Raw genomic sequence first — 25,442 nt, 5'->3', positions numbered from 1 at the left:
GTCAAATGCACGGCATGGACCACAGCTACAGATATCACTCCCGCCCCGGCAGCCTCTGGCTCAGCCTCCTCGCGCTTGTCGGCCTGATCCTTCTGGCCGCCCAATTGTGGGAGATCATGCCGGGTTTCGTGATGCTGGTCTTCATCCCGGCGCTTCTGGTCAGCATCGCACAGCTCGTGATGACCCCGGTCTACGGCCTGTTCATGTCCGACCGGTCCTGGCGGATCGAGGCGGGCAAGGAGGCACGCGAGCTCGAAGTCGACAAGATCGCCTATCTCCGCCTGCAGGAGCGCGGCCCGCGTCCACGCACCTTCGTCGTGCTGTCCGACGGCTCGGAGGTCGAGATGCCCCAGGTCGCGCTGCCCGATCCGCTGGTCCTGATCCGCGAGGCGACGAACCGGGGCGTTCCCGTCCGCCACGCCTGAGGCCGCCGACGCCTCAGAGCCGCTGATCGGGTCGCGCCAAGGCCCGCATCGGCCGAGCGGCCGCGGCCATTCTGACCGGCCGCATCAGCGGGCGCATCGCCTCCGCCGGCGGCATCTGGCAGTAATCCTGCGCGCGAAGCCACGTCCGCATCTCCTCGCGCTTGCGCGACGAATGGAACGGACCCCAGTCGGCGGCCACGCCCCGCATGCCCTGCGACACGACCCCGTCGCGCGGCACCGTGATCCCCATGATCCGCACGCCGCAGCGCAGGTTCGACGGCCCGTCGAGCAAGGCCTCGGCGGTCGTCGCGGAGCAGCCGCGCCAGCGCGCGGTGCCTGGCGCGATCTGAACGAGCCCGAACCACTGCCCGCCGCCGCCGACGGCCGTGGGGCTGTGCGTGCTTTCATGCCAGGCCAGGACCGAGATGAGGCCGGCCCAGAACGCGCGGCGCTGACCCTGGTCCGCGGCCTCGTAGCCCGGGCACCACTCGGCGATGTCGCGGGGCACGGTCTCGGCCAGCCGCGCGCCGGGGCCCCGCAGCGCGGCCATGGCGGCAAGCGTCCAGTCCATGTCGCGGGGATGGCCGTCCCAGCGCAGATCGGGCGCGGCCCAGGGGTCGCGCAGGACGGGCCTCAGGCTCCGCTCCGGCGCGAGGGGGCCGAGGCTCCCGGGTCGTGGCACAGGCAGGATGGCGGGACGGGCGAGAAGACGAACGGAGGCGGTGCGCGGCGGCAGGGTGGCCAGGGCGCTGTCGGACCGGGTCGGGAGGACCGGGGCGGCATCGGCGAGGCCGACCTCGGCGGGCGGGACGATCGTGGACGCGGGGGCCGAGGCGATCGAAGACGCGGTCACGTCCTGCGCCGCCGACACGCCGAGCGTGACGGCAAGCCAGAGCGCCGTGGCTGAAAACAGCCCGGCCACGCGGCTCCGCGTAGACATGCAACGATCCCCCAGGTTCGCATGCGACCCAAGCGGAATAGCGATCCCTGGCCGGTCCGGGCAAGCCTTTCCTGCGAAAGGCCCCTCCATGCGCCGGCTTCCGCCGATCGCGCCGCCCCCTTGCCCGCCCCCGCCCCCTGCCCTAAACGGCTCAACGAGCCGCCAAGGAGACGCCCCGATGCTGGACATCACCTACGAGACGCCGAAGCCCAAGGTCATCGCGGGCGCGCGCCAGGACTGGGAACTGGTGATCGGCATGGAGGTCCATGCCCAGGTCGCCTCGAAGGCCAAGCTCTTCTCGGGCGCCTCCACCGCCTTCGGGGCCGAACCCAATTCGAACGTCGCCTTCGTGGACGCCGGAATGCCCGGCATGCTGCCCGTCATCAACGAGTTCTGCGTGGCCCAGGCGGTGCGCACGGGCCTCGGCCTCAAGGCGGACATCCACCTCAATTCCGCGTTCGACCGCAAGAACTACTTCTATCCGGACCTGCCGCAGGGCTACCAGATTTCCCAGCTCTACCACCCCATCGTGGGCGAGGGCGAGGTGCTGGTCGAAATGGGCGACGGCACCGCGCGGATGGTCCGGATCGAACGCATCCACCTCGAACAGGACGCGGGCAAATCGATCCACGACATGGACCCCGCCATGTCCTTCGTCGACCTCAACCGCACGGGCGTCGCGCTGATGGAGATCGTCTCCCGCCCCGACATCAGGGGCCCGGAGGAGGCCGCGGCCTATGTCTCGAAGCTCCGCCTCATCATGCTCTACCTCGGCACCTGCGACGGCAACATGCAGAACGGAAACCTGCGCGCCGACGTGAACGTGTCGATCTGCCAGCCCGGCGCCTACGAGAAATACCGCGAGACGGGCGATTTCAGCCATCTCGGCACCCGGTGCGAGATCAAGAACATGAACTCGCTGCGCTTCATCCAGCAGGCCATCGAGTACGAGGCGCGCCGCCAGATCGCGATCGTCGAGGGCGGCGGCACGGTGGTGCAGGAAACCCGCCTCTACGATCCCGACAAGGGCGAGACGCGCTCGATGCGCTCGAAGGAAGAGGCACACGATTACCGCTACTTCCCCGACCCCGACCTCCTGCCGCTCGAGATCGAGCAGGCCTGGGTCGACGACATCGCCGCCAGCCTGCCGGAACTGCCCGACGCCAAGAAAGCGCGGTTCATGGGCGATTACGGCCTCAGTGACTACGACGCGAGCGTCCTGACGACCGATCTCGACGCCGCGCACTACTTCGAGGCCGTGGTGGCCGAGGCCGGTCCCGAAAAGGACAGTGGCAAGCTCGCCGCGAACTGGGTCATCAACGAGCTCTTCGGACGGCTGAAGAAGGAAGAGCACGACATCGCCGAAAGCCCCGTCTCGCCCGCGCAGCTGGGCGGGATCATCCGGCTGATCAAGTCGGGCGACATCTCGGGCAAGATCGCCAAGGACGTGTTCGAGATCGTCTATACCGAGGGCGGGGATCCTGCGGAAATCGTCGAGGCGCGCGGCCTGAAACAGGTCACCGACACCGGCGCCATCGAGGCCGCGGTGGACGAGATCATCGCCCAGAACCCCGCGCAGGTGGAGAAGGCGAAGCAGAACCCCAAGCTCGCGGGCTGGTTCGTGGGCCAGGTGATGAAGGCCACCGGCGGCAAGGCCAACCCCGCCGCGGTCAACCAGATCGTGACGGCGAAGCTGGGGTTGTGACGCGGGCGGGGGAAGGTCCCCCGTCTTTCCCCCTGTTGACCGACCCCCGATTTCCCCATTTCATACCAAGGGTATGATCGGGGTGGTGGTGCATGAGTACAGTTGAAAAGGTCGGGACCCAAGTCGGCAACACCTGCGTTGGCGCCTTTGCGCTCATCCTCGGGGATGCGTCCGGCGGGGCATTGGTCGCACAAGGTCTGGTCGGGCTTGCCGCCATCGGCGCCGCCGTTCGCGGGGACTCCGCGCGGCGCGCCTGCACGAGCGCGCGGGAAAAGACCATTGCAGCGCTGAAGGCAGATCCCGAGTTCCGCCACGTCAACCCCGACAGATTGGTCGTGCTGCTCTCGTCCGAGACTACGGTGTTCAACCGCGCCGATCTCGTCGCCGCGAGCGAGGCAGCCGCAGATCTCGATCTCGACGCGGCACTGGCGAGGGCGATCCACGCCACCCTTCCCTTCGATGGCGACGACGCCGCGACCGTCCGGCTCCTGCTGCTCGCGCTCGAGGCGGGTATGCGCGCCTGCAATCAGGACAAGGCGTTCAAGCAGGAGGTTCAAGCCGTCCAGATCCTGCACATTCTGCAGGAGATGTCCGCGACACGCACCACCGGCGAGGACACGAACGCCCGCGTCCGGGATCTCGAACGCAAGGTGGAGAGCCTGCTTGCGGCGCTGGAGGCGGACCGGCCGCGCCTGTCTCCCTTCGCACAGACGCTCCTGGAGAACGAAAGCTTCATCGTCGCCCTCGCGTTCCGTTATGCCGAGGGCAGCACGGGCGACTTCGACGCCGCGCTGCGCGGTCTCGAGCGCGCGGTGGAGGTCGCGGCGGAGGCGCGGGCGCGCGGGCAGCTTCCGGCCAACACCGACGACGCGGTGAACGACGTGATCGCGCGGGTCGACGCGCTCAACGACGAGGGCCGGATCGACAGCGCGGCCGAGCTGCTGGCGGAGGAGGAGGCGCGCGTCGAGGCCGGGCTCCTGCGCCTCTACGACAAGGGGATCGCGCAGGCGATCCTGACGCGCGACGCGGACGCGGCCTGCGCCTACGAGCTGAAGAAACTCCCCCTCGAGGTGCCCGACCCGGCGGCGCAGTTCGAGGCGCTGCGGGCGGTGTGGGGAACCTGGTACGAACGCGGCCGCGACAGGGGGCTGAACTTCGACCTCGAGGTTTCCGTCGCGATCGCCCGGGCCTGCCTCTCCCGGGCCGCCGACGCCGATCAGCGCGGATACGCGGGGAACTACCTTGGTATCTCGCTCCAGACCCTCGGGGAACGCGAGGCCGGCACCGAACGGCTGGAACAGGCCGTCGCCGCCTACGAGGCCGCGCTGGAGGAACGGACCCGCGACCGCGTGCCGCTCGACTGGGCCACGACCCAGATGAACCTCGGCACCGCGCTCCAGACCCTCGGGCAACGCGAGACCGGCACCGAGCGGCTGGAACAGGCCGTCGCCGCCTGCGAGGCCGCGCTGGAGGAATGGACCCGCGACCGCGTGCCGCTCGACTGGGCCATGACCCAGATGAACCTCGGCAACGCGCTCGCGACCCTCGGGCAACGCGAGACCGGCACCGGACGGCTGGAACAGGCCGTCGCCGCCTACGAGGCCGCGCTGGAGGAATGGACCCGCGACCGCGTGCCGCTCGACTGGGCCATGACCCAGATGAACCTCGGCAACGCGCTCCAGACCCTCGGACAACGCGAGACCGGCACCGAACGGCTGGAACAGGCCGTCGCCGCCTACAAGGCCGCGCTTGAGGAACGGACGCGCGACCGTCTGCCGCTCGACTGGGCCACGACCCAGAACAACCTCGGCAACGCGCTCGCGACCCTCGGGGAACGCGAGACCGGCACCGAACGGCTGGAACAGGCCGTCGCCGCCTACGAGGCCGCGCTGGAGGAATACACACGTGACCGCGTGCCGCTCGACTGGGCCAACACGAGGGGCAACGAGGCACTGGCCCTGCTCGTGCTCGCGGCGCGGCGGGAGGACGTGGCGCTGGCGGTCCGCGCGCGCGACCAGCTGGCCGAGGCGGAGGCCGTGTTGCGGGACGGCGGCCATGTCGCCTGGGCCGACACCTTCGCGAGGCAGCTCCCCGCCGCCGACGCCATCATCGCCCGCCTCGGCGGCGGGTGAGCCCCTCCCCCCTTGCCCTCCGCCCCCCGCACCCGCTATGGAACCCCGATCCAGCCGGAGGCCCGTGTCCCATGCCGTTCTACGAGTACAAGGTCGTTCCCGCGCCCGAGCGCGCGCCGAAGGTGAAGGGGCTGAAGGGCGCGCCGAAGTTCGCCCATGCGCTCGAGACCACGATGAACGAACTGGCGCAGGACGGCTGGGAATACCTCCGCGCCGAGAGCCTGCCCGACGAGGAGAAGAAGGGCCTGATGGGCGGCAAGGAGATCGTGACGCGCAACGTCCTGATCTTCCGCCGCGAGCTCTACTTCGAGGAACCCGCCGCCGAGGAGACGCCCAAGGCCGCGCCGATGACCCTCAGCCGCTCGGCCCGCGCCGAGGAGGCAGCCGAGGCCGATGCCGAGGCCGACATCGAGAGCATCTATGCCGGCGCCGAGGAGCCCGAGGCCACGCGGCCCGAGCGTCCGCCGCTAGTCGCGGACCGCAAGGGCCAGGGCGTGGATCTCTGACACCAGCTCCTTGCCCAGCGCCTCGTGCACGGCCCGGTGGCGCGCGATGCGGGAAAGCCCCGCGAACTTCCCGCTTTCGATCGTGACACGGAAATGGCTTTCGCCGCCCTCCTGGTAGCCGGCGTGCCCCCGGTGGCTTTCGCTCTCGTCCACCACGTCGAGCACGCGCGGCTCGAAGGCCTGCTCCAGCCGCTCCCTGATTTTTTCTGTCCGCGTCACGAATTGTGCTCCTCGCCCCTTCACCTTGGTCGCCAAAACCCTAAACTGCCTCTTCCGAGTCGAGAAGGGCAGCCACCATGACCGACAAAGACCCGTTCAACTTCGATCTCCGCGTCTCCACCGACAAGAAGAAGCGTCGTTCGGGTCGGCGCGGCATGTCGGGTGCATTCGAGACATCGCAGCGGGTCTGCGAGCATCCCGGCTGCGAGGAGCCGGGCCAGTATCGTGCGCCCAAGAGCCCCGACAATCTCGAGGATTTTCTCTGGTTCTGCCGCGATCACGTGCGGGAATACAATCTGAAGTGGAACTTCTTCGACGGCACGACCGAGGCCGAGATGGAGGCGCAGCTCGACCGCGACCGGGTCTGGGACCGGCCGACCAAGCCGTTCCGCAAGTCGGTGGAGGAAAAGGCGTGGGCGCGCCTCGGTATCGAGGACCCCCACCAGGTGCTGGGCGCGAACGCCACGCGCAACCCCGGACGCGCCGGCAACGGCTTGGGCCGCAAGCTGCCCCCGACCGAGCGCCGCGCGATCGAGATCCTCGACGCCAAGGACAACTGGACGAAGGCCGAAATCCGCAAGGCCTACAAGGCCTTGATCAAGGTTCTTCATCCGGACATGAACGGCGGAGACCGCTCGGACGAGGATCGTCTTCAGGAAGTCGTCTGGGCCTGGGACCAGATCAAGGTCAGCCGCAACTTCACCGATTGAGGCACCTTCACGCGCGCCAGAAGGCCGCCGTGAAGAGCACGAGCACCGCGATCAGTTCGAGCCGCCCGACCAGCATAGCGAAGGCGAGGATCCACTTCGCGGTATCGTTCAGCGTCGCGAAATTGCCCGAAGGTCCGATCGTGTCGCCAAGCCCCGGCCCGATGTTGCCCAGCGCCGTCGCCGCGCCCGAGACTGATGTCACGACGTCGAGGCCGGTCAGGCCGAGCAGGACCGAAAAGACGCCGAGCAACACGAAGAACAGGACGAAGAAGGCCATCACCGAGGACAGCACCTCCTCCGCGACGGGGCGGCCGTCGTAGCGCGGCTCGAAGACGCCGTGCGGCGCGTAGAGGCGGCGGACCTGCGTCGAGACCGACGCGAACAGAAGCTGGTAGCGGAACACCTTGATCGAGCAGGAAGTCGAGCCGGCACAGCCGCCGATCAGGCCGATGAAGAAGAACAGCACGATCGGCACCGGCCCCCAGAGCTGATAATCGACCGAGGCATATCCGGTGCCCGAGATGATCGAGGTGACATTGAAGATGCCCTCGCGAAACCCGTGCTCCCAGTGGTCGCCGTTCACGCCGACGCGGTAGAGCGTGAGGACGACCGTCAAGACCACGATCGTCACGAGATAGGCCCGCACCTGGCTGTCCACGAGGATCGGCCGCGCGGTTCCGGCGACAAGCTGGATGTAGCGGACGAAGGGCAGGCTCGCGAGGATCATGAAGATGGCGGCGACGTATTCCATGGGCCCCTGGAACGCACCGAAGGAGACGTCCCGGCTGGAAAAGCCCCCCGTCGACATGGTCGTGAGCGCATGCATCAGCGCATCGAAACCGGGCATGCCGAGCGCGGCATAGGTCAGGCCGCACATGACGGTGAGCCCGAGATAGATGACCGAGATCCGCGCCGCGATCTCGGTCGCGCGGGGCAGGATCTTGCCCATCGTGTCGAAGGCCTCCGAGCGGAAGATCTGCATGCCGCCCACGCGGAGTTCTGGCAGGAACACCATGGCCACGACGATGATGCCGATGCCGCCGAACCACTGCAGCAGCCCGCGCCAGAGGTTGATGCCGACCGGCATTCCGTCGAGGCCCGTGAACACGGTCGAGCCGGTGGTCGTCAGGCCCGACATCGCCTCGAAGAAGGCGTCTACGAAGCGAGCGCCGCTGCCGTCGGGATCGACCGACCCGAAGACGAAGGGAAGCGCGCCGAAGACGGGAAGCACCAGCCAGACGCCGGACGTCAGGAGAAAGGTCTGCTGGATCGACAGGCCCGCCGAAACCCCGTTGGCGCAGGCCAGCGTCAGGAGAAGGCCGAAGACCGAGGTGACGGCGGCCGCCTCGGCAAAGGCGCCCCAGTGGCCGTTGCCCGCGATGAGGTCGGCCCCCAGCGGCAACAGCATCGTGAGCCCCAGCACCAAGACCAGGAGCCCCAGCACATAGCCCACGGGACGCATGTCGAACATGGGGCGGAGGGTTGGCCGCAGGCTTCGCCGGTGTCAAGCGGGACGGACCGGCGAAGCCGCTGTCGGGACGCGTCTTTCGCGCCTCAGCCCGCGTGGATCAGCGAGCGGAAGAGGTGCGGATCGAGGCTTGCGGCCGCGAAGGTCGCGCCTTCGGTCAGGACGCTGACCGCATCGTGGCTATGCAGGCTTTCCTGGTGGCTCGCGACGACGCGGAAGTCGCCCACGCGGGCGTCGGCCTCCAGCTGCTCGGCGAAGAGGCGTGCGGCATCCTCGACGAAGATCGGGTTGGCGGCGTTGAGCTCCGCGAAGGCCTGCTCGTCCTCGCGCTTGACCATGACCTGCGTCTCGGTCGGCACGGCGGCGCGGGCCATGTCGATGAGATCCTCGAACCACAGGCACCCCTGCCCCTCGGCCACCTCAACCGAGATCCGCGCCACGGACCGCTGCGAATGCGGCGTGGCAAGCTGGTTGCGGGTGGCCCGCGCATGTTCGCTCAGTTCCAGCGAGCAGGGGCAGGTCGAGGAATAGACGTAGTCGAGGTGCACGATCTTCTGGCGCACGCCGTCACGCTCGACCAGTTCAAGCGCGATGTCGTAGTACTGGTAGCCCGACAGGCCCGAGCGCAGGCTTTCGATGCGCACCGGGAAGGACAGGCGCATCTGGATCCGCGCGTCGAAGCTTTCGAGGTCGGCCTTGTAATCGTCGAGCGCGGCCTCGATCACCTCGAAGCTGAAGGTCTTCTCGGCATGGGCATAGAAGGACCGCATGATGCGGCTCATGTTGATGCCCTTCTTCTCCGCTTCGAGGCTGACGGTGCCGGTGACGGAGGTCTCGAGCGTCAGGTCTCCGTTGTCGCGCGTGTGGTAGCGGATCGGCAGGCGGAAGTTCGAGATGCCGACATGCTGGATCTGCCGGTTCGCACCCCGGATCAGCGAGGCGGGACCGTTCTGAAGGTCCGGCAGCGTGTCCTTGTAGACGGCGTCCGCGCGGAAGCCGTGGGGGTAGCTGCGCGAGAACTCGGGATAAGCGGTCTTGCCCAGAAGGCGCGACACGGCGGGGTCGAGTTCGGCCAGGTCCTCGGGCTGCGCGCTGTCCGCCCAGTCGCGCAAAAGGCGCAGCGCCTCGGCGGCGTCCTCGCGCGTGGGGGATGCCGCGCCGGTCTCGGGCGCAGTCGTCACTCGGATATTCATGGTCTCACCCCTTCCGTCTGCCCGCCTGTCGGTGGGCCCCTGTCGTTCCGGCCGCGCAGCGCGGTCGCGAGGCACGCATATGGCGCGTCCCGGCCGAAACCCAAGTCTTGTCTTCCATGAGGTTTACGCTAACCGCGCCCGACCGGATCAACTTTCCGCGACCGCGAAGGGATTTATCCGACACGTTCAGCGGGCGTATCGCGCGACGAAGCCAGCAAGGATGCGCTCGGGCACCGTGATCTCCTCGGCGAGGCACGCCTCGGTCAGGGCCTCGGCATCGGTGGGATCGAAATAGCCCCGGTCGCTGTAGATGCGGATGCGGTTGGCGAAGTTCTCGCCCTTGGCCTCGGGGTGGAATTGCGTCGCGTAGACGTTGCGGCCGGTGCGCACCATCTGCACCGGGCAGGGCCCCGAGGTGACAAGGGGCACCACGCGTTCGGGCAATGCCTCGACCGCCTCCTTGTGGCCGACGAGCGCGCGAAACTCGCGCGGCAGCCCGGACAGGAGCGGGTCCTTCGCCCCCGCCTCCGTCACGGCGCAGTCGACGCCGCCGATGGGCTCGCCGTAAAGGCCCTTGCCGACAGTGCCGCCCATGTGGTGGGCAAGGATGCCCAGCCCGTAGCAGCACCCGAGATAGGGCATGTCGCGCGCGACGATCTCGGGCATGAGCGACAGGATATCGGCCTCGATCCGGGCCTCGATCGGCAACTTCTTCTCCGGCGGGTCCGACACGCAGCCCGGCCCGCCGCCGACGATGACGCCCGCGAAATCCTCCAGTGCCAGTGCCGGGATGCGCGCCTGGTCGAGGCGCAGGCGGTGGACCTGCCCCTCGCCCAGCCCGCCGCGTTCGAGGAAGGCCGCGAATTCCTCGTCCGCCGCCTCGTCCTCGGGGCGGAGTTGCAGGACGAGGAAGGGCTTCACGCCGCCGCCTCCCGTTCGGAGAGCACCTTTTCCATCGCCGCGTTCGGCAGTCGGATGCCGTTGCGGCGCACCTTCTGGCGCTCGACGACACGCCAGCCGCGCGCCGCGAAGAACGGCTCGGCCACGCGGCTTGCCTCGGTGGTGAGACGGGACAGGCCGTTCGCCCGCGCCCGGCCCTCCAGCACGGCATAGAGCGCCGCCGCCACGCCCTTGCCCCGCACCGTCGGATCGACATAGGCGAAGTCGAGGAACCCGTCCGAGAGATCGAGGGCGAGAAAGCCCACGGGCACGCCGCCGAGTTCGGCGACGACGGTGTCGATCTCCGAGAGCCGCGCGTGCCAGGCCGCGCCGGGCTGAACGCGGGGGGACCATGCCAGGCGCTGGGGCAGCGAGTAGTGGGGCGCGGTGCCCCGCCGGACCGCCCTGTGAAACACACCCGCCAGCGCGTCGGCATCCTCGGGGCGATAGGGACGGATGACGAGGTCCCTCATGCCGCCTCCAGAGCCTGCGCAAGGTCGGCGATCAGGTCGTCGGCATCCTCCAGACCCACGGACAGGCGCACGAGGCCGCGCGTGATGCCCAGCGAAAGCCGGGCCTCCTCGCTCAGCCGCTGATGCGTCGTGGTGGCGGGATGGGTGATGATCGACTTCGCGTCGCCGAGGTTGTTGGAGATCGTCACCAGCTGCAGCGCATTGAGGAACCGGAAGGCCGCCGCCTGGCCGCCCTCGATCTCCAGCGCGATGACGGTGCCGGGCCGCTCCATCTGCCGCGCCGCCAGACCGTGCTGGGGATGGGACGCAAGGCCCGGATAGATCACGCGGGCGATGCCGGGGCGCCCCTCCATCGCCTCGGCGACCTTCTGTGCGCTGTCCGCCTGCGCGCGGCAGCGCAGGTCCATGTGTTCGAGGGATTTCAGCATGACCCAGGCGTTGAACGGGCTCATCGCGCCGCCGGTGTGCTTGAGGTAGGGCTCCACCGTCTTTCGCACGAACTCGCGCGTTCCGAGGATGACGCCGCCGAGGCACCGTCCCTGCCCGTCGATGTGCTTGGTCGCGGAATAGATCACCACGTCCGCCCCCTGCCCGATCGCGTCCGAGAAGACCGGCGTGGCGAAGACGTTGTCGACGACCACGGTCGCGCCCGCCGCATGGGCGATCTCGGCGACGGCGGCGATGTCGATGACCTCGAGCGTCGGGTTGGACATCGATTCGAAGAAGACGGCCTTGGTCCCTGGCGTCACGGCGGCGCGCCACTGCCCAAGGTCGGTGCCGTCGACGAACACGACCTCGACACCGAAGCGCGGCAGGATCTCCTCGAGGATGTAGAGGCACGAGCCGAAAAGCGCTCGCGCCGCCACCACGCGGTCCCCCGCGCGCAGCATCGAGACGAGCGCGCCGTTCACGGCGGCCATGCCCGACGCCGTGGCGAAGGCGTCCTCGGCGCCCTCCAGCGCCGCGATCCGCTCCTCGAACATCGCGACGGTGGGGTTGCCGTAGCGGGCGTAGATGTATTCGTCCGGCCCCGCCTGCACGAACCGCGCCTCGGCGGCCTCGGCGGTCTCGTAGACGAAGCCCTGCGTGAGGAAGAGCGCCTCGCTCACCTCGCCGTACTGGCTGCGACGGGTGCCGGAATGCACGGCGCGGGTTCGGGATTTCCAGGTTTTCCGGGGTTTGTGGGGAGCGTCCTTCATGCCCCTGTCCTCCTTGCCGGGTTCCGGGGATGTGGCCCGCGGACCCTTGGTCATGGCCGGGGGCGGGCGTCGCGACGCTCTCCTCGACCTCTTTAGCGGTTTCTTTAACGTGGCCCGCAATCCGGTTCACAAATCGCCACGATGGGCGGATGCGTTAGACAAGCGCCCGCGCCGGGTCAAGGGCCATGATGGGGGCGTCGGCCCGTGTCGCCGGGACCACGTCACCGAAGTGTCGCCCCCGCGTTACCGAGATGTTGCGGAGGCGCCCTATCCCGCCACCAGATCGTGACGAAGCGGGCGGGCAGATGGCGTTTCTCAGTGTGAACGCGGCCGGCAACGGCAGGGGCCACGAGGTGGCGGGGCAAGGCACGCTCGAGGCCGCGCTCGCGGCCCTCCCCGAAGGCCGGCCGGTCACGGTCCTGATCCATGGCTACCGCTTCTCGCCGCATGATCCGGCGAGCGACCCGCACAGGCATATCCTGTCGCTTGCGCCGCGCCGCGACTGCTGGAAGGCGATCAGCTGGCCCCGGCACCTGCACCTCGACCGGCCGGGCGCCGACCTCGGGATCGGGTTCGGCTGGGCCGCGACGGGCGGCCTGCCCGCCGTCGCGGCCCGGGCCCACGAGGCGGGCGCGGACCTGGCCGCGATGATGCGGGTGATCCGGTCGATCCGCCCCGACCTGCCGCTTCAGCTCATGGCTCATTCGCTGGGCGCGCGCGTGGCGCTTTCGGCGCTGCGGTCCGCGCCCGAGGGGGCCGTGCGGCGCATCATCCTGATCGCGGGAGCCGAATACCGCGATGCGGCGGCCGACGCGCTGGCCGCGCCCGGCGCGGCGCGGACCGACGTTCTGAACGTCACAAGTGGCGAGAACGCGCCCTTCGACCTGGTGTTCCGCCTCGCCGTGCGGCCCGCGCGCCTGAGCGACCGGCCGCTGTCGGCCGGGCTTGCGGACGTCGCGCGCTGGACCGACCTGCCGATCGACCGCCCCGAGACGCGCACCGCCCTCCGGGCGCTCGGCCATCGCATCCGCGCTCCGCAGACGCGCGTCTGCCATTGGTCGGGCTACCTGCGCCCCGGCCTCTTCGCCGTCTACCGTCGCCTGCTGGACCCGGCCGAAACGCACTTCGGGAGCCAGCTCAGGCATGCGCTGGCCGAAGCGCGGATCCCCGACGAAAGGGCCGGACCGGAGGCCGCGCACCACGTCGCGCGCGCTTGACGCGATATCGCGAAGGGGAGCCGAAAGCCGCTTTTCCCCGCGCCGCCGCTTGCAACGCGCGCGCCCCGCCGCCACCTCGGAAGAGGGCGGCGGGAATCCGGCCCTGCCCGCGCCGATGTCTGGTTTTTGCGGCGGAACCTGCCTATCGTGCCGGAAAAGGTAATGTGTGATCGGTCGGAGATGACATGAACTCCAGTTTCCTTCAGGGCGTCGCCTTTTTCGCGCTCAGTGTCATCATCCTGATGGCCGCATTCGGTGGATTCGGAGTCCTCTGACCATGTCGAAACGCTATGGCGGCGAGCACAGCCCGACAGGCCAGCGCGACACCGGCGCGCCGCGTCAGACCGTGACGGCCGAGCGGCTGGAAGTGCCCAGCTTCCGCGGCCGCAAGCCGATGCGCCACGGCGCCAAGATCAACATGCTGTTCGTCCTGCCGCTGATCGCGTTGGCGTCCGCGCTGATCAACGGTCAGGTCTCGGCGCTGGCCGCCGATCTCTCCGGCGTCGCCGCGCTCTTTCTCGGCGCCTGGCTGACGCGCGACGGGGTCAGGGCCGAGGATGCCTTCGACGAGCGCAAGGTCGCGCGCCGCCCGGCGATCCCGCGCAAGCTGTTCGGGTCGGTCGCCACGGGGCTCGGCACCGGGCTTCTCGTCTTCGGCGGCAACTGGAACCCCGCTACGGCCATCGTGATCGGCGTGATCGCCGCGGGCCTGCACCTCGTCTCCTTCGGGCTCGACCCCATGAAGGACAAGGGGCTGGAGGGTGTCGACCGGCACCAGACGGACCGCATCGCCCGCAAGATCGAGGAGGCCGAGCGCGTTCTGTCGGAGATGTCGGACGCCATCCGCCGCGCCCGCGACCGCCAGCTCGAAGGGCGGGTCGACCGTTTCGAGGATACGGTCCGCCAGATGTTCCGCCAGGTGGAGGCCGATCCCCGCGACCTCAGTTCCGCGCGCCGCTATCTCGGCGTCTACCTGCAGGGTGCGCGCGACGCGACGGTGCAGTTCGCCGATCTCTACGCCCGCAACCGCGAGCCGCAGATCCGCGCCGACTACATCGCCTTTCTCGACGACCTGGAAGACAACTTCGCCAAGCGCACCCGTGCGATGCTTACCGACGACAGGTCCAACCTCGACATCGAGATCGAGGTCCTGAGGGAGCGGCTTAACCGGGAAAACCTGCATATAGAGGAATGAGGACACGTTCATGAGCACGCAAATCCGCGAAGAGGCCGAGGAGGTCGCCAAGCTGGTCGACGAGTTGAACGCCGTCGTTCTGCCCGAGCCCTCGGCCGACCTGGTGCCGCTGCCCGAGGCCGATGCGCCGACGGCCGAGCAGATCAACCGCCGCATGGCCGAGATCGACATGCACGACACGAACTCGATCGTGACCTTCGGTTCCGCCGCGCAGGCCGAGCTGCAGCAGATCTCGCAGGCCATGCTCGAGGGCGTGAAGAACAAGGACGTGGGCCCGGCGGGCAACTCGCTGCGCGAGATCGTCGGCACCATCCGCGGCTTCTCGGTCGACGAGCTCGACCCCAACCGCAAGCGCAGCTGGTGGGAACGCCTGTTCGGGCGGGCCAGGCCGCTTCATGACTTCATCGCCAAATACGAGGAAGTGCAGGACCAGATCGACAGGATCACGGACAACCTGCTCAAGCACGAACACACGCTGATGAAGGACATCAAGTCCCTCGACAAGCTCTACGAGAAGACGCTCGACTTCTACGACGAACTGGCGCTCTACATTGCCGCCGGCGAGGCCAAGCTCGAGGAACTCGACACGCAGACCATCCCGGCCAAGGAGGCCGAGGTAAACGCGGCGCCCGAGAACGACCAGGTCATCAAGGCGCAGGAATTGCGCGACCTGCGCGCCGCGCGCGACGACCTCGAACGCAGGGTCCATGACCTGAAGCTGACGCGCCAGGTCACGATGCAGTCGCTTCCGTCGATCCGGCTGGTGCAGGAGAACGACAAGTCGCTGGTCACCAAGATCAACTCGACGCTCGTGAACACCGTGCCCCTGTGGGAGACGCAGCTGGCGCAGGCGGTGACGATCCAGCGCTCGACCGAGGCCGCGAAGGCGGTGCGCGAAGCGACCGACCTGACGAACGAGCTTCTGACCCAGAACGCCGAGAACCTGCGCGAATCGAACCGCATGGTCCGCGAGGAAATGGAGCGCGGCGTCTTCGACATCGAGGCCGTGAAGAAGGCCAACGCCGAACTGATCGCCACGATCGAGGAAAGCCTGCAGATCGCCGACGAGGGCAAGCGGCGCCGCGCCGATGCCGAGGTCGAAATGCAGAAGATGGAAGCCGAGTTGCGCGACACGCTCGCCTCGGCCTCCGCGCGGGCCTCCTCGGACGACGCCGCAGGCGGACCTCCGCCCGCACCCGGCAATCCGTGACACCGAATGGGCCCGGAATGACCTCTTCGCCGGAAGGCCAACGAAATGCCCTGCCCCGTCTCGGGGCGGGGCTCGTCGCCCTGATGCTTCTCGCGGGCTGCGTGACGACACCGACACCGTCGCCGACGGCGCAGGCGCCCGAGGAGATGCCCGAAATCCTCGCGCCCTCGGCCGAAGCCCAGAGTTTCGCGCGCTACTACCGTTCCGTGGAGGCTCGGCTGAGATCGGACGGGCTTCTCCGGACCGATTTCACACCGGCGGACGCGCCTTTCGGGGCACGCCAGCTGACCGAGAACTTCGAGCGTATCGCGCTCTATGACGAATACACGCTTTCGGGCGGACGCTTCGTCGCGCAGGAAACGCCGTCGCGGTTGCGGCGCTGGGCCCAGCCGGTCCGGCTCCAGGCGCATTTCGGTCCGCTCGTCGGCGAGGCCCAGCAGGCCATCGACCGGGCCGAGCTCAGCGCCTATGCCGCCCGCCTCTCCCGCGTCAGCGGACACCCGATCCGCACCGTCGCTTCGGACGGCAACTTCCACGTCCTCTACGTCGGCCGGGACGCACAGCAGGAGGTCGGAGGCCTCGTGCGCGACCTGGTGCCCGGGATCAGCCCGGAAACGGTGGCCGAGATCGAGCGCCTGCCGCGGTTCACCTTCTGCTCGGTCTACGCCTTCTCGCAGGGCGGCGGCGGGTCGAACTATGTCGCCGCCATCGCCATCATCCGCGACGAGCACCCCCCGCTCCTGCGCCGGTCCTGTGTCCACGAGGAGATCGCGCAGGGCCTCGGCCTGCCCAACGACAGCCCCGCCGCGCGGCCCTCGATCTTCAACGACGACGAGGAATTCGCGCTGCTGACGCGGCACGACGAACTTCTCCTGCGCATTCTCTACGACCGAAGGCTTGCCCCCGGCATGCGCCCCGACGAGGCACGGCCGATCGTCCGGCAGATTGCGCAGGAGCTGCTTGGCGGAGGATCCTGACATGGCGGTGTCCGTGCCGCTCGTCCCGATGCTCGCAGCGACGGCGCCCGCGGCGACAGGGCTCCCGCGTGTTTCGGCGGCCTCGCCGGCCGGCGACGCGCCCGCCCTTGCCGCGCTTCGCCGTGTCCCGCTCTAGCGCGGGTCCGACAAAACCCCTATCCTTTCGATCAGGTCACGATTTCCCGAAGAGGCACGCCCATGGTCTTCAACTTCCTGTCCGGCCAGTTCATCGACGTCATCGAGTGGACCGACGACACCCGCGACACGATGGTCTGGCGCTTCGAGCGGCATGGTCACGAGATCAAGTACGGCGCCAAGCTCACGGTCCGCGAGGGGCAGACGGCGGTCTTCATCCACGAGGGCCAGCTCGCCGATATCTTCACCCCCGGTCTCTACATGCTCGAGACCAACAACATGCCGATCCTGACGACGCTCCAGCACTGGGACCACGGCTTCAAGTCGCCCTTCAAGTCGGAGATCTACTTCGTCAACACCAACCGCTTCACCAACCTGAAGTGGGGCACGAAGAACCCCGTCATGCTGCGCGATCCCGAGTTCGGGCCGACGCGCATCCGCGCCTTCGGCACCTACACCGTCAAGGTGTCCGACGCCGGCCGCTTCATGACCGAGATCGTGGGCACCGACGGCGAGTTCACGACCGACGAGATCACCTTCCAGATCCGCAACATCATCGTGCAGGAGTTCTCCCGCGTGGTCGCTGGCTCCGGCATTCCGGTGCTCGACATGGCGGCGAATACCGGCGACTTCGGCCAGCTCGTCGCCACCCGCATTTCCGAAACGATCGCGCAGTACGGCCTGACCCTGCCCGAGCTCTACATCGAGAACATCTCGCTGCCCCCGGCGGTCGAGGAGGCGCTCGACCGGCGCACCTCGATGGGGGTCGTGGGGGATCTCGGCAAGTATCAGCAGTTCCAGACCGCCGAGGCGATGCGCGCGGCCGCCGAGAACCCCGGCGGCGACGGTGGCATGGGCGCGGGCCTTGGCATGGGCATGGGCATGGCGATGGCCAACCAGATGGCGCAGACCGGGCCATGGGGCGCCCCCGCGGCCGCCGCGCCCCAGCGTGCCGCCGCCCCGCCGCCCCCGCCGGTCGAACATGTCTGGCATATCGCCGAGAACGGGACCACGAAGGGCCCCTTCTCAAAGGCCGCCATGGGGCGCATGGCGAGCGAAGGCAGCCTCACCCGCGAGACCTATGTCTGGACCGCCGGTCAGGACGGCTGGATACGGGCCGAGGACGTGATGGAACTGGCGCAGCTCTTCACCGTCATGCCCCCGCCGCCCCCTCCGCCGCCGCCGGCAGGCTGAGGACAGGACACCGCAATGGCCCGGATCACAGCGTCACCGAGCGCGGGGCGGCGCCGCATCGCGCGAAAAGGGCGCGGGGTCGCGGCGGCGCTGGCCTTCCCCGCCCTGCTGGCGGGCTGCTGGGGCGAGCGCGCGGACTTCATGGCGGCCTGCCAGGAAGACGGCACCAGCCGCGCCTATTGCGCCTGCCAGTACGGCGTCGCGCGCGATGTGCTGTCTGACGCGGAATTCACGGAGCTTGTCGCCCTGCTGACCCTGCCCGAGGATCAGGCCCAGCGCCGCCTGCTGGAGGGCGGCCTGCTCGGCGGTGTCTCCCTCGGCCTCGCGCTGGCGCAGCTGGAGCAGGAGACCCGGCGGCAGTGCCGCGGAGCGTGAGCCCTGTCGGGATCGCCGGCGCTTGTGTTCAACTTCGCGTTCCTCCCGCTTGCCGGGCGCAGACCCGTGGCTAGGATCTTTTCCCGTGCCCACGATCGCATCGACACCGCCCCAGCCGCCCAAAGCGCGCGCTCATGCCGCGCGGCGCCTGCCGCACCCGCGCACACGCCTCAAATGGCTGCATTGGGGCCTCTTGCCCTTCTTCGTCTGGTTTCTCTTCGCCGACCCCGACGCGATCCGCGCCATGGGGCCGGGCTGGTTCCTGCTGCACTCGGTCAACGGCCTCATCTTCGTGACGCTGGCGCTGATCTGGACGGCATGGCACCTGCACGCGGGGCTGATGGGGCGCCCCGGGCCGAAGCTTCCGCGCTGGGGCCGTGTCCTGCATGGCATACTCCACCGCACGCTGATCTGGGGCCTGTTCCTCGTCGCCGTCGGCGGCTTCCTCCTGGGACTGACGAGCCAGGTCCTGCTGAAGGCCGGTGGCTTCCTGCCGATCGCGCCGCCCCTCGACCTGCCCGACGCACATGCCCTGGCAAGCTGGTTCCACGTCTACCAGTTCTATGCCCTCGGCGGTGTCGTGGCGCTTCACGCCGGGTTTCACCTCTGGCGTCATGTCGTCCTCGGCGACAACGCGCTCAGGATCATGGTGCCCCGCGCGTTGCACCGATGGCTCTGAGCGCCGCCAAGGCCGCGCGCGGACTTGATCACCGACCGGGGACGCGGGAGAACGGGGGCGCGCGGAACCGCAGAGCGCAGGAGACTGCCCGATGACCGACACATCTCCGCTCGACGTCGCCCGGCCCGAGGACGAGCACCGGTTTCCCTGCAGCCAGTGCGGCGCCGACATGCGCTTTGCACCCGGCGAGGGAAAACTCGTCTGCGATCATTGCGGCAACGTCGAGGAGATCACCTCGGGCGAGACTTCCGGGCCGTGGGGCGACGGCACGGGCGGGATCCGGGAACTCGACTTCCGCACCGCGCTGCGCGACCGGCTGTCGGCCTCCGAGATGGAGGAAACCCGGGTCAGCCAGTGCCCCTCCTGCGGGGCGCAGGTCACTTTCGCGGCCGACGTCCACGCCCAGGAATGCCCCTTCTGCGCGACACCGGTCGTGACCGACACGGGCACGCACCGGCACGTCAAGCCACAGGCCGTCCTGCCCTTCGCCCTGACCGAGCGGCAGGCGCACGAGGCCATGAACAAATGGCTCGGCCGGCTGTGGTTCGCGCCGAACGGCTTGCAGGAATATGCCCGCAAGGGCCGCAAGATGGATGGGATCTACGTCCCCTACTGGACCTACGACGCCGACACGCGGACGCGGTATACCGGGCAGCGCGGCACCGCCTATTACGTCACCGTGCGCGGGCCGGACGGAAAGACGCGGCGCGAGCGGCGCATCCGCTGGACCCCGGTGTCCGGCCGCGTGGCGCGCGCCTTCGACGACGTCCTCGTGCTGGCCTCGCGCTCGCTGCCAAAGCGGTTCACCGATGGCCTTGCGCCCTGGTCGCTGAACGCACTGGCGGAATATCGGCCCGACTACCTCTCGGGGTTTCGCGCCGAGGGCTACACCGTCGATCTCGACGAGGGGATGGACGAGGCGCGCCTGATCATGGACGCCACGATCCGCAACGACATCCGCCGCGACATCGGCGGCGACGCGCAGCAGATCGGCCACGTCGACACCGACGTGTCCAACATCACCTTCAAGCACATCCTCCTGCCCGTCTGGCTGGCCGCCTACCGCTATCGCGGCAAGCCCTACCGCTTCGTGGTGAACGCGCAGACCGGCAAGGTGCAGGGCGAGCGGCCCTGGTCGGCGATCAAGATCGCGATTGCCGTGATCGTTGCGATCATCGTCGGGATCGCGGTGATCTACGGGCTGGACCTGGTGGACCAGGGCGGGTTCGACACCGGCTTCGGCACGGATTTCGGGACGGGGTTCTCCCCCGCCCCGATCGCGCCGACCGTGTCCAAGTAAGGCTCGCGCCTAACCTTTTCGGATCTGCACTTTCTTCGCGCCCTCCGGCGCCTTCTCCGCCTTTTTCGGCACCGTGATCGTCAGGAGACCGTCCTTCAGATCGGCCGCGATGGCCCCGGCATCCGCATCCGGCGGCAGGCGGAACGACCGCGAGAACGATCCGTAGGCGCGCTCGGAAAAGAACCAGGTCTCGCCCTTTTCCTCGCGTTCGGCGGTCTTCTCGCCCGAGACCGTGACCGCGCCGTCGTGGACGCGGATGTCGATGTCCTCCTCCGCCACGCCCGGCAGCTCCAGCGCGATCCGGTAGTTCGATCCGTTGACCGAGGCCTCCGAGGCGGGGGCGAACCAGTCGGCGACCCGCGTGCCGAGGCTGCGCAGGGGATCCATGAGCGAGGGAAAGAGACCGGACTTGTGGGACGATTCGACCATGGAAACCTCCTCCTCCATGTGGGTGATTGACCAGCGCGATTTTCACGATCGAAGGGAAGGCGTCCTTGACGTGCGTCAAATCCGCTGGAAGCGGACGCGCACGGGCGCTAGCAAGGGCGGGACGTCACACGGAGACCGCCATGATACTTTGCGCCGGAGAAGCCCTGATCGACATGCTGCCGCGCAAGACCGAGGAGGGGGAAAGCGCCTTCGCACCCTATCCCGGCGGCGCCGTCTTCAACACGGCAGTGGCGCTGGCGCGGCTGAAGACGCCGGTGGCGTTCTTCTCGGGCCTCTCGGATGACCTTTTCGGCGAAAGACTGAGCCGGGTCCTTGCGGTCAATGGCGTGGACCACGCGCTGGCCGCACGCTCCTCGCGGCCGACGACGCTGGCCTTCGTGACGCTGCACGACGGTCATGCAAGCTACACCTTCTACGACGAGAACACCGCGGGACGGATGCTGGGCGAGGCCGATCTGCCCGCCCTGCCCGAGACCTGCACCGCCGGTTTCTTCGGGGGCATCTCGCTGGCCGTGGAACCCTGCGCCGAGGCCTATGCCGCCCTGGCGGGTCGTGTCGCGGACGCGGGTCTTCCGGTGATGCTCGACCCCAATATCCGGCCCGGTTTCATTGCCGACGAGGCCCGCTACAGGGCGCGCATGGATCGGCTCCTCGCGATCGCCGATATCGTCAAGGTCTCCGACGAGGATCTCGAATGGCTGATGGGCGGCGCGGATATCGACGCCAACGCCGCCGCCCTGCAAGAGAAGGGGCCCGCGCTCCTGCTCGTCACCCGGGGCGCGGATGGCGTCAGCGCCTACGGTCCAGGCGGCACGCTTCACCACCCCGCGCCCAAGGCGAAGGTCGTGGACACGGTCGGCGCGGGCGACACCTTCAACGCGGGGCTGCTCGCGGGCCTTCACGAGGGCGGCGCACTGACGAAGCAGGCCCTTCGCGCCGGCCTGTCCGAGGATGCATTGCGGGCCGCGCTCGACCTCGGGGTGCGTGCGGCGGCGGTCACCGTCTCGCGCGCCGGGGCCAACCCGCCGACGCGCGACGAACTGGCATGAGGGCGCTGGTCCAGCGCGTGACCGGGGCCGAGGTCGCCGTGGACGGCACGGTGATCGGGCGCACGGGGCCGGGCCTGATGATCCTCGTCTGCGCGATGCAGGGCGACACCGAGGCCGAGGCGGAGAAGCTTGCCGCGAAGGTCGCCAAGCTCCGCATCTTCGAGGACGAGGCGGGCAAGATGAACCGCGCGCTCCTCGACACCGGGGGCGGCGCGCTGGTCGTCAGCCAGTTCACGCTCGCCGCCGACACGCGACGCGGCAACCGTCCGGGTTTCTCGACCGCGGCCCCGCCCGAGACCGGCGAACGGCTCTACCTCCACTTCGCCCGCGCGCTTGCGGCCCTTGGCCCCGCGGTCGAGACGGGACAATTCGGCGCCGACATGAAAGTCTCGCTGACGAACGACGGGCCGGTTACAATCTGGCTCGAAACCGAGGCATGATGCACAATAATTGGGCATCATGCGGCCTGCAGCCACCTCCTGCCTGCGGCGTGCTGGCGCTTTGCCACGGTTTTTGCAGCGATGACGGGAAGGGAGAGACGAGACATATCCCATGCAGAACCGACCCGGTTTCTTCGACGAAATGATCGGCGCGGGCGACACCGCCCGTGAGCCCTACACGTCCTACAATTCCTGGTTCTCGGGTGAGGACCTGAAGGAGCTGCGCAAGAAGTCGCTCGACGCCGAGACCTTCTTCCGCCGCACGGGCATCACCTTCAACGTCTACGGCGCGGCCGAGGCCGATGAACGGCTGATCCCCTTCGACATCGTCCCCCGCATCATTTCGGCCCGGGAATGGGCGCGGCTGACGCGCGGGATCGAGCAGCGCGTGCGCGCGATCAACGCCTTCCTGCACGACATCTACCACCGGCAGGAAATCCTGCGCGCCGGTCGCGTGCCTGTGGATCTCATCGCGCGCAACGAGGCCTTCCTGCCGCAGATGATCGGTGTGGCGCCTCCGGGCGCGGTCTACACCCATATCGTCGGCATCGACCTTGTGCGGACCGGCGAGGACGAGTTCTACGTGCTCGAGGACAACGCCCGCACGCCCTCCGGCGTCTCCTACATGCTGGAGAACCGCGAGACGATGCTGCAGATGTTCCCCGAGCTCTTCAGCCGCATCAAGGTGCAGCCCGTCCAGGACTACCCGCGCAACCTGCGACGCTCGCTGGCCGCCTCGGCGCCGCCGCGCTGCTCGAACGACCTGACCGTTGCGGTGCTGACGCCGGGCATCCACAACTCGGCCTATTTCGAGCATTCCTTCCTCGCCGACCAGATGGGCGTCGAACTGGTGGAGGGCCACGACCTCAGGATCGTCGACGGCAAGGTCGCGATGCGCACGACGCAAGGCTACAAGCCCATCGACGTCCTCTACCGCCGGGTGGACGACGATTTCCTCGACCCGATGAACTTCAATCCCAACAGCATGCTGGGCGTGCCGGGGATCATGGACGTCTACCGTTCGGGCGGCATCACCATCGCGAACGCGCCGGGCACGGGCATCGCCGACGACAAGGCGATCTACAGCTACATGCCCGAGATCGTGGAGTTCTACACCGGCGAGAAGGCGATCTTGCAGAACGTGCCGACCTGGCGCTGTTCGGATGCCGACAGCCTCGCCTACGTGCTCGACCACCTGTCCGAGCTCGTCGTGAAGGAGGTGCACGGCTCGGGCGGCTATGGGATGCTGGTCGGCCCCGCCGCCTCGAAGAAGGAAATCGCGGAGTTCCGCAAGAAGCTCGAGGCGCGGCCCGGCAACTACATCGCGCAGCCGACGCTCGCGCTGTCGACGGTGCCGATCCTGACGAAGGCGGGGCTGGCGCCACGCCATGTGGACCTGCGTCCCTTCGTGCTGGTGCGCCCCGACGGCTGCACGATCACGCCCGGCGGTCTGACGCGCGTCGCGCTCAAGAAGGGGTCGCTGGTGGTGAACTCGTCCCAGGGCGGCGGCACCAAGGACACCTGGGTCCTGGAGGAATAGGCGGATGCTGGGCAAGACCGCAGGCGGCCTCTTCTGGATGTTCCGGTACCTGGAGCGGTCCGAGAATACCGCGCGCCTCGTCGAGGCGGGGTTCCGCATCGCGCTGACCCGGCCCGACGGTGCCGACGACGAATGGGCCAGCGTGCTGCAGACCGCCGCCGTCGCAGGTGCCTACCAGGCGCGCCATGGCGAGGTGGAGGCCGCGCGCGCCATCGATTTCCTTCTGCGCGACACCACGAACTCCTCCTCGGTGCTGTCCGCGATCGCGTCGGCGCGGCAGAACGCGCGGCTGGTGCGCACCGCCCTGACCCGCGAGGTCTGGGAGGCGGTGAACGACACCTACATGATCCTCAAGGAGACACTGGCGCGGCCGGTGCGACCGCGCGACCTGCCCGAAGTGCTGGCCACGATCCGGCAGCAATCGGCGCTGGTGCGCGGCGCGCTGCACGGCACGATGCTCAGGAACGACATCTTCGACTTCTGCCGGCTGGGTACCTTCCTCGAACGCGCCGACAACACCGCGCGCATCCTCGACGTGAAATACTACGTGCTCCTCCCCTCGATCAGCCAGATCGGATCCTCCCTCGACAACGTGCAGTGGGAGACGATCCTGCGGTCGGTCGCGGGGCAGCGCGCCTATCGCTGGATCACGCAAGGCGAATCGAGCCCGATGGGCATTGCCGATTTCCTGATCTTCGACGGGCGCATGCCGCGCTCGCTTCGCTTTTCGGTTTCGAAGATCGCCACCAACCTCGCATATCTCGAAACCGGCTACGGAACCCGCCTGCCCAGCCGCGACCAGATCGACGTCCTGAAGGCGCGGCTCGACACCATGACGATCGAGCGGGTCTTCGAGGACGGCCTTCACGAGTTCATCATCGACTTCCTCGCCGACATCGCCAGACTGGGCCAACAGATCGAGAAGGACTACCGGTTCCTCGGATAGACCCACCCCATGCGCCTCAAGATCCTGCACACAACGACCTATCACTTCGACCAGCCGGTTCCCTACGGACTCCAGCAGCTGCGGCTGATCCCGAAAAGCCGTGCGGGACAGGCCGTGGTCGAATGGAAGATGGACATCGAGGGCGGCGTGGAACAGTTGCAGTTCAACGACCACCACCAGAACCGCGTCTCGCTGCTCTCCTTCGATCCGGGCGCGACCTCCATCGTGGTGCATTGCGAGGGCGAGGTGGAGACGGCGGACCTGCATGGCGTGATCGGCAAGCATGCCGGTTTCGCGCCGCTCTGGCTGTTCGGGCGCTCGACCGAACTGACGCGCGCAGGCCCCAATGTGCGGCGCCTCGCCAAGGGCCTGCGCGAGGAACACGACGAGGACATCCCGCGCCTGCATGCCCTGATCCGGCGCATCCTCGACGAAATCCCCTACGAGATCGGGACGACCAATTCCGACACCACCGCGGAAGAGGCGATCGAACATGGCTGCGGCGTGTGCCAGGACCATGCCCACATCTTCCTCGCCGCGGCGCGGTCCATGGGCTACCCCGCGCGCTACGTCTCGGGCTACCTGATGATGAACGACCGCGTGCACCAGGATGCGAGCCACGCCTGGGCCGAGGCGCATGTCGAGGGAATCGGTTGGGTCGGCTTCGACGTGTCGAACGGAATCTCGCCCGACGCGCGCTATGTCCGGGTCGCCACGGGGCTCGACTACCGCGAGGCGGCGCCTGTCTCGGGGCTCAGGTTCGGGCATGGTGGCGAGGCACTGAGCATCGACATCCAGGTGCAGCAGCAGTAGCTCTTCGAGGCGA

At 68.4% G+C, this 25,442-nt stretch carries 26 protein-coding genes and 1 riboswitch; of the genes, 18 read left to right on the top strand and 8 right to left on the bottom strand.

The genetic code is table 11. From position 1 onward, the window contains the following. The first annotated feature begins 14 nt into the window (after window positions 1-14). Window positions 15-425, top strand: a complete 411-nt coding sequence (locus tag N8I71_RS13405) for a hypothetical protein (RefSeq protein WP_262878511.1) — start codon at window positions 15-17, stop codon at window positions 423-425. A gap of 13 nt (window positions 426-438) precedes the next feature. On the opposite strand, the gene N8I71_RS13400 is transcribed toward N8I71_RS13405, so the two are convergent. After that, entirely contained in the window at window positions 439-1,365 is a 927-nt protein-coding gene (locus tag N8I71_RS13400) for a transglycosylase SLT domain-containing protein (protein ID WP_262878510.1), read from the bottom strand. A 178-nt stretch (window positions 1,366-1,543) separates the two neighbouring features. Between N8I71_RS13400 and gatB the strand changes: the two genes are divergently transcribed. From gatB to N8I71_RS13385, 3 genes are all read left to right on the top strand, one after another. After that, a complete protein-coding gene (gene gatB / locus N8I71_RS13395; protein ID WP_262878509.1) occupies window positions 1,544-3,070 on the top strand; it encodes an Asp-tRNA(Asn)/Glu-tRNA(Gln) amidotransferase subunit GatB in 1,527 nt (508 codons plus the stop codon). Window positions 3,071-3,162: 92 nt separating this feature from the next. After that, the gene (locus N8I71_RS13390; RefSeq protein WP_262878508.1) at window positions 3,163-5,202 is read left to right on the top strand and encodes a tetratricopeptide repeat protein; all 2,040 of its coding nucleotides are present in this window, start codon (window positions 3,163-3,165) and stop codon (window positions 5,200-5,202) included. A 71-nt stretch (window positions 5,203-5,273) separates the two neighbouring features. Continuing rightward, window positions 5,274-5,708 (top strand): DUF4177 domain-containing protein, encoded by a 435-nt coding sequence (locus N8I71_RS13385; protein ID WP_262878507.1) that lies wholly within the window; start codon window positions 5,274-5,276, stop codon window positions 5,706-5,708. Here the strand turns inward: N8I71_RS13385 and N8I71_RS13380 are convergent. Continuing rightward, on the bottom strand, window positions 5,670-5,927 hold the full coding sequence (locus tag N8I71_RS13380; RefSeq protein WP_262878506.1) for a BolA family protein: 258 nt from the start codon (window positions 5,925-5,927) through the stop codon (window positions 5,670-5,672). The genes N8I71_RS13385 and N8I71_RS13380 overlap by 39 nt on opposite strands. Before the next feature lie 77 nt (window positions 5,928-6,004). Between N8I71_RS13380 and N8I71_RS13375 the strand changes: the two genes are divergently transcribed. Further along, a complete protein-coding gene (locus N8I71_RS13375) occupies window positions 6,005-6,637 on the top strand; it encodes a J domain-containing protein (protein WP_262878505.1) in 633 nt (210 codons plus the stop codon). Between the two features lie 7 nt (window positions 6,638-6,644). Here N8I71_RS13375 and N8I71_RS13370 read toward each other — a convergent pair whose 3' ends face one another. The 5 genes from N8I71_RS13370 to metZ all read right to left on the bottom strand — a co-directional run bounded on the left by N8I71_RS13370 (window position 6,645) and on the right by metZ (window position 11,909). After that, a complete protein-coding gene (locus N8I71_RS13370) occupies window positions 6,645-8,108 on the bottom strand; it encodes a TrkH family potassium uptake protein (protein WP_262878504.1) in 1,464 nt (487 codons plus the stop codon). 83 nt (window positions 8,109-8,191) lie between these two features. Next, complete coding sequence (folE2, locus tag N8I71_RS13365) at window positions 8,192-9,298, bottom strand: GTP cyclohydrolase FolE2 (protein ID WP_262878503.1); 1,107 nt, start codon at window positions 9,296-9,298, stop codon at window positions 8,192-8,194. 186 nt (window positions 9,299-9,484) lie between these two features. After that, window positions 9,485-10,219, bottom strand: a complete 735-nt coding sequence (locus N8I71_RS13360; RefSeq protein ID WP_262878502.1) for a glutamine amidotransferase — start codon at window positions 10,217-10,219, stop codon at window positions 9,485-9,487. Then, the gene (locus N8I71_RS13355) at window positions 10,216-10,710 is read right to left on the bottom strand and encodes a GNAT family N-acetyltransferase (RefSeq protein ID WP_262878501.1); all 495 of its coding nucleotides are present in this window, start codon (window positions 10,708-10,710) and stop codon (window positions 10,216-10,218) included. Before N8I71_RS13355 ends, N8I71_RS13360 begins: the two co-directional genes overlap by 4 nt. Further along, window positions 10,707-11,909 (bottom strand): O-succinylhomoserine sulfhydrylase, encoded by a 1,203-nt coding sequence (metZ, locus tag N8I71_RS13350; protein WP_262878500.1) that lies wholly within the window; start codon window positions 11,907-11,909, stop codon window positions 10,707-10,709. Before metZ ends, N8I71_RS13355 begins: the two co-directional genes overlap by 4 nt. A 71-nt stretch (window positions 11,910-11,980) precedes the next feature. Further along, window positions 11,981-12,059, bottom strand: a riboswitch (SAM riboswitch). A 155-nt stretch (window positions 12,060-12,214) separates the two neighbouring features. Between metZ and N8I71_RS13345 the strand changes: the two genes are divergently transcribed. The 8 genes from N8I71_RS13345 (at window position 12,215) to N8I71_RS13310 (ending at window position 20,191) form a co-directional block, all read left to right on the top strand. Next, window positions 12,215-13,126, top strand: coding sequence for a lysophospholipase (locus N8I71_RS13345; RefSeq protein ID WP_262878499.1), 912 nt, complete (start codon window positions 12,215-12,217; stop codon window positions 13,124-13,126). Between the two features lie 277 nt (window positions 13,127-13,403). Continuing rightward, entirely contained in the window at window positions 13,404-14,321 is a 918-nt protein-coding gene (locus tag N8I71_RS13340; protein ID WP_262878498.1) for a 5-bromo-4-chloroindolyl phosphate hydrolysis family protein, read from the top strand. A gap of 10 nt (window positions 14,322-14,331) precedes the next feature. Beyond that, on the top strand, window positions 14,332-15,531 hold the full coding sequence (locus N8I71_RS13335) for a toxic anion resistance protein (protein ID WP_262878497.1): 1,200 nt from the start codon (window positions 14,332-14,334) through the stop codon (window positions 15,529-15,531). A 17-nt stretch (window positions 15,532-15,548) separates the two neighbouring features. Next, window positions 15,549-16,508, top strand: a complete 960-nt coding sequence (locus tag N8I71_RS13330; protein WP_262878496.1) for a DUF2927 domain-containing protein — start codon at window positions 15,549-15,551, stop codon at window positions 16,506-16,508. Between the two features lie 198 nt (window positions 16,509-16,706). Then, window positions 16,707-17,837: an SPFH domain-containing protein gene (locus N8I71_RS13325; protein ID WP_262878495.1), complete on the top strand. Its 1,131-nt coding sequence runs from the start codon at window positions 16,707-16,709 to the stop codon at window positions 17,835-17,837. 15 nt (window positions 17,838-17,852) lie between these two features. Next, window positions 17,853-18,212: a hypothetical protein gene (locus tag N8I71_RS13320; protein WP_262878494.1), complete on the top strand. Its 360-nt coding sequence runs from the start codon at window positions 17,853-17,855 to the stop codon at window positions 18,210-18,212. Between the two features lie 85 nt (window positions 18,213-18,297). Beyond that, the gene (locus tag N8I71_RS13315; protein WP_262878493.1) at window positions 18,298-18,891 is read left to right on the top strand and encodes a cytochrome B; all 594 of its coding nucleotides are present in this window, start codon (window positions 18,298-18,300) and stop codon (window positions 18,889-18,891) included. Between the two features lie 91 nt (window positions 18,892-18,982). Beyond that, window positions 18,983-20,191, top strand: coding sequence for a TFIIB-type zinc finger domain-containing protein (locus N8I71_RS13310; protein ID WP_262878492.1), 1,209 nt, complete (start codon window positions 18,983-18,985; stop codon window positions 20,189-20,191). A 9-nt stretch (window positions 20,192-20,200) separates the two neighbouring features. On the opposite strand, the gene N8I71_RS13305 is transcribed toward N8I71_RS13310, so the two are convergent. Next, entirely contained in the window at window positions 20,201-20,620 is a 420-nt protein-coding gene (locus N8I71_RS13305; protein WP_262878491.1) for an Hsp20/alpha crystallin family protein, read from the bottom strand. Window positions 20,621-20,760: 140 nt separating this feature from the next. Between N8I71_RS13305 and N8I71_RS13300 the strand changes: the two genes are divergently transcribed. From N8I71_RS13300 to N8I71_RS13280, 5 genes are all read left to right on the top strand, one after another. Continuing rightward, a complete protein-coding gene (locus tag N8I71_RS13300) occupies window positions 20,761-21,690 on the top strand; it encodes a carbohydrate kinase family protein (RefSeq protein ID WP_262878490.1) in 930 nt (309 codons plus the stop codon). Beyond that, window positions 21,687-22,130, top strand: coding sequence for a D-aminoacyl-tRNA deacylase (gene dtd, locus N8I71_RS13295; protein ID WP_262878489.1), 444 nt, complete (start codon window positions 21,687-21,689; stop codon window positions 22,128-22,130). The genes N8I71_RS13300 and dtd overlap by 4 nt, the downstream gene beginning before the upstream one ends. Window positions 22,131-22,242: 112 nt before the next feature. Then, the gene (locus N8I71_RS13290) at window positions 22,243-23,670 is read left to right on the top strand and encodes a circularly permuted type 2 ATP-grasp protein (RefSeq protein ID WP_262878488.1); all 1,428 of its coding nucleotides are present in this window, start codon (window positions 22,243-22,245) and stop codon (window positions 23,668-23,670) included. A gap of 4 nt (window positions 23,671-23,674) precedes the next feature. Then, the gene (locus N8I71_RS13285; protein WP_262878487.1) at window positions 23,675-24,616 is read left to right on the top strand and encodes an alpha-E domain-containing protein; all 942 of its coding nucleotides are present in this window, start codon (window positions 23,675-23,677) and stop codon (window positions 24,614-24,616) included. 9 nt (window positions 24,617-24,625) lie between these two features. Beyond that, window positions 24,626-25,429 (top strand): transglutaminase family protein, encoded by an 804-nt coding sequence (locus tag N8I71_RS13280; protein WP_262878486.1) that lies wholly within the window; start codon window positions 24,626-24,628, stop codon window positions 25,427-25,429. Window positions 25,430-25,442: the final 13 nt, after the last annotated feature.

The sequence above is a fragment of the Roseicyclus sediminis genome (assembly GCF_025515305.1).
Taxonomy (GTDB): Bacteria; Pseudomonadota; Alphaproteobacteria; order Rhodobacterales; family Rhodobacteraceae; genus Roseibacterium; species Roseibacterium sediminis.
The sequence above is the reverse complement of the archived record's forward strand: the minus strand, read 5'-3'. Positions and strand labels throughout refer to the sequence as shown.

What these genes read in the sequence shown, in the direction of transcription:
- N8I71_RS13405 (WP_262878511.1), top strand. Translation starts at nt 15, where the DNA reads ATGGACCACAGCTACAGATATCACTCCCGCCCCGGCAGCCTCTGGCTC.
- N8I71_RS13400 (WP_262878510.1), bottom strand. Translation starts at nt 1,365, where the DNA reads ATGTCTACGCGGAGCCGCGTGGCCGGGCTGTTTTCAGCCACGGCGCTC.
- gatB (WP_262878509.1), top strand. Translation starts at nt 1,544, where the DNA reads ATGCTGGACATCACCTACGAGACGCCGAAGCCCAAGGTCATCGCGGGC.
- N8I71_RS13390 (WP_262878508.1), top strand. Translation starts at nt 3,163, where the DNA reads ATGAGTACAGTTGAAAAGGTCGGGACCCAAGTCGGCAACACCTGCGTT.
- N8I71_RS13385 (WP_262878507.1), top strand. Translation starts at nt 5,274, where the DNA reads ATGCCGTTCTACGAGTACAAGGTCGTTCCCGCGCCCGAGCGCGCGCCG.
- N8I71_RS13375 (WP_262878505.1), top strand. Translation starts at nt 6,005, where the DNA reads ATGACCGACAAAGACCCGTTCAACTTCGATCTCCGCGTCTCCACCGAC.
- N8I71_RS13370 (WP_262878504.1), bottom strand. Translation starts at nt 8,108, where the DNA reads ATGTTCGACATGCGTCCCGTGGGCTATGTGCTGGGGCTCCTGGTCTTG.
- folE2 (WP_262878503.1), bottom strand. Translation starts at nt 9,298, where the DNA reads ATGAATATCCGAGTGACGACTGCGCCCGAGACCGGCGCGGCATCCCCC.
- N8I71_RS13355 (WP_262878501.1), bottom strand. Translation starts at nt 10,710, where the DNA reads ATGAGGGACCTCGTCATCCGTCCCTATCGCCCCGAGGATGCCGACGCG.
- metZ (WP_262878500.1), bottom strand. Translation starts at nt 11,909, where the DNA reads ATGAAGGACGCTCCCCACAAACCCCGGAAAACCTGGAAATCCCGAACC.
- N8I71_RS13345 (WP_262878499.1), top strand. Translation starts at nt 12,215, where the DNA reads ATGGCGTTTCTCAGTGTGAACGCGGCCGGCAACGGCAGGGGCCACGAG.
- N8I71_RS13340 (WP_262878498.1), top strand. Translation starts at nt 13,404, where the DNA reads ATGTCGAAACGCTATGGCGGCGAGCACAGCCCGACAGGCCAGCGCGAC.
- N8I71_RS13335 (WP_262878497.1), top strand. Translation starts at nt 14,332, where the DNA reads ATGAGCACGCAAATCCGCGAAGAGGCCGAGGAGGTCGCCAAGCTGGTC.
- N8I71_RS13330 (WP_262878496.1), top strand. Translation starts at nt 15,549, where the DNA reads ATGACCTCTTCGCCGGAAGGCCAACGAAATGCCCTGCCCCGTCTCGGG.
- N8I71_RS13325 (WP_262878495.1), top strand. Translation starts at nt 16,707, where the DNA reads ATGGTCTTCAACTTCCTGTCCGGCCAGTTCATCGACGTCATCGAGTGG.
- N8I71_RS13320 (WP_262878494.1), top strand. Translation starts at nt 17,853, where the DNA reads ATGGCCCGGATCACAGCGTCACCGAGCGCGGGGCGGCGCCGCATCGCG.
- N8I71_RS13310 (WP_262878492.1), top strand. Translation starts at nt 18,983, where the DNA reads ATGACCGACACATCTCCGCTCGACGTCGCCCGGCCCGAGGACGAGCAC.
- N8I71_RS13305 (WP_262878491.1), bottom strand. Translation starts at nt 20,620, where the DNA reads ATGGTCGAATCGTCCCACAAGTCCGGTCTCTTTCCCTCGCTCATGGAT.
- N8I71_RS13300 (WP_262878490.1), top strand. Translation starts at nt 20,761, where the DNA reads ATGATACTTTGCGCCGGAGAAGCCCTGATCGACATGCTGCCGCGCAAG.
- dtd (WP_262878489.1), top strand. Translation starts at nt 21,687, where the DNA reads ATGAGGGCGCTGGTCCAGCGCGTGACCGGGGCCGAGGTCGCCGTGGAC.
- N8I71_RS13290 (WP_262878488.1), top strand. Translation starts at nt 22,243, where the DNA reads ATGCAGAACCGACCCGGTTTCTTCGACGAAATGATCGGCGCGGGCGAC.
- N8I71_RS13285 (WP_262878487.1), top strand. Translation starts at nt 23,675, where the DNA reads ATGCTGGGCAAGACCGCAGGCGGCCTCTTCTGGATGTTCCGGTACCTG.
- N8I71_RS13280 (WP_262878486.1), top strand. Translation starts at nt 24,626, where the DNA reads ATGCGCCTCAAGATCCTGCACACAACGACCTATCACTTCGACCAGCCG.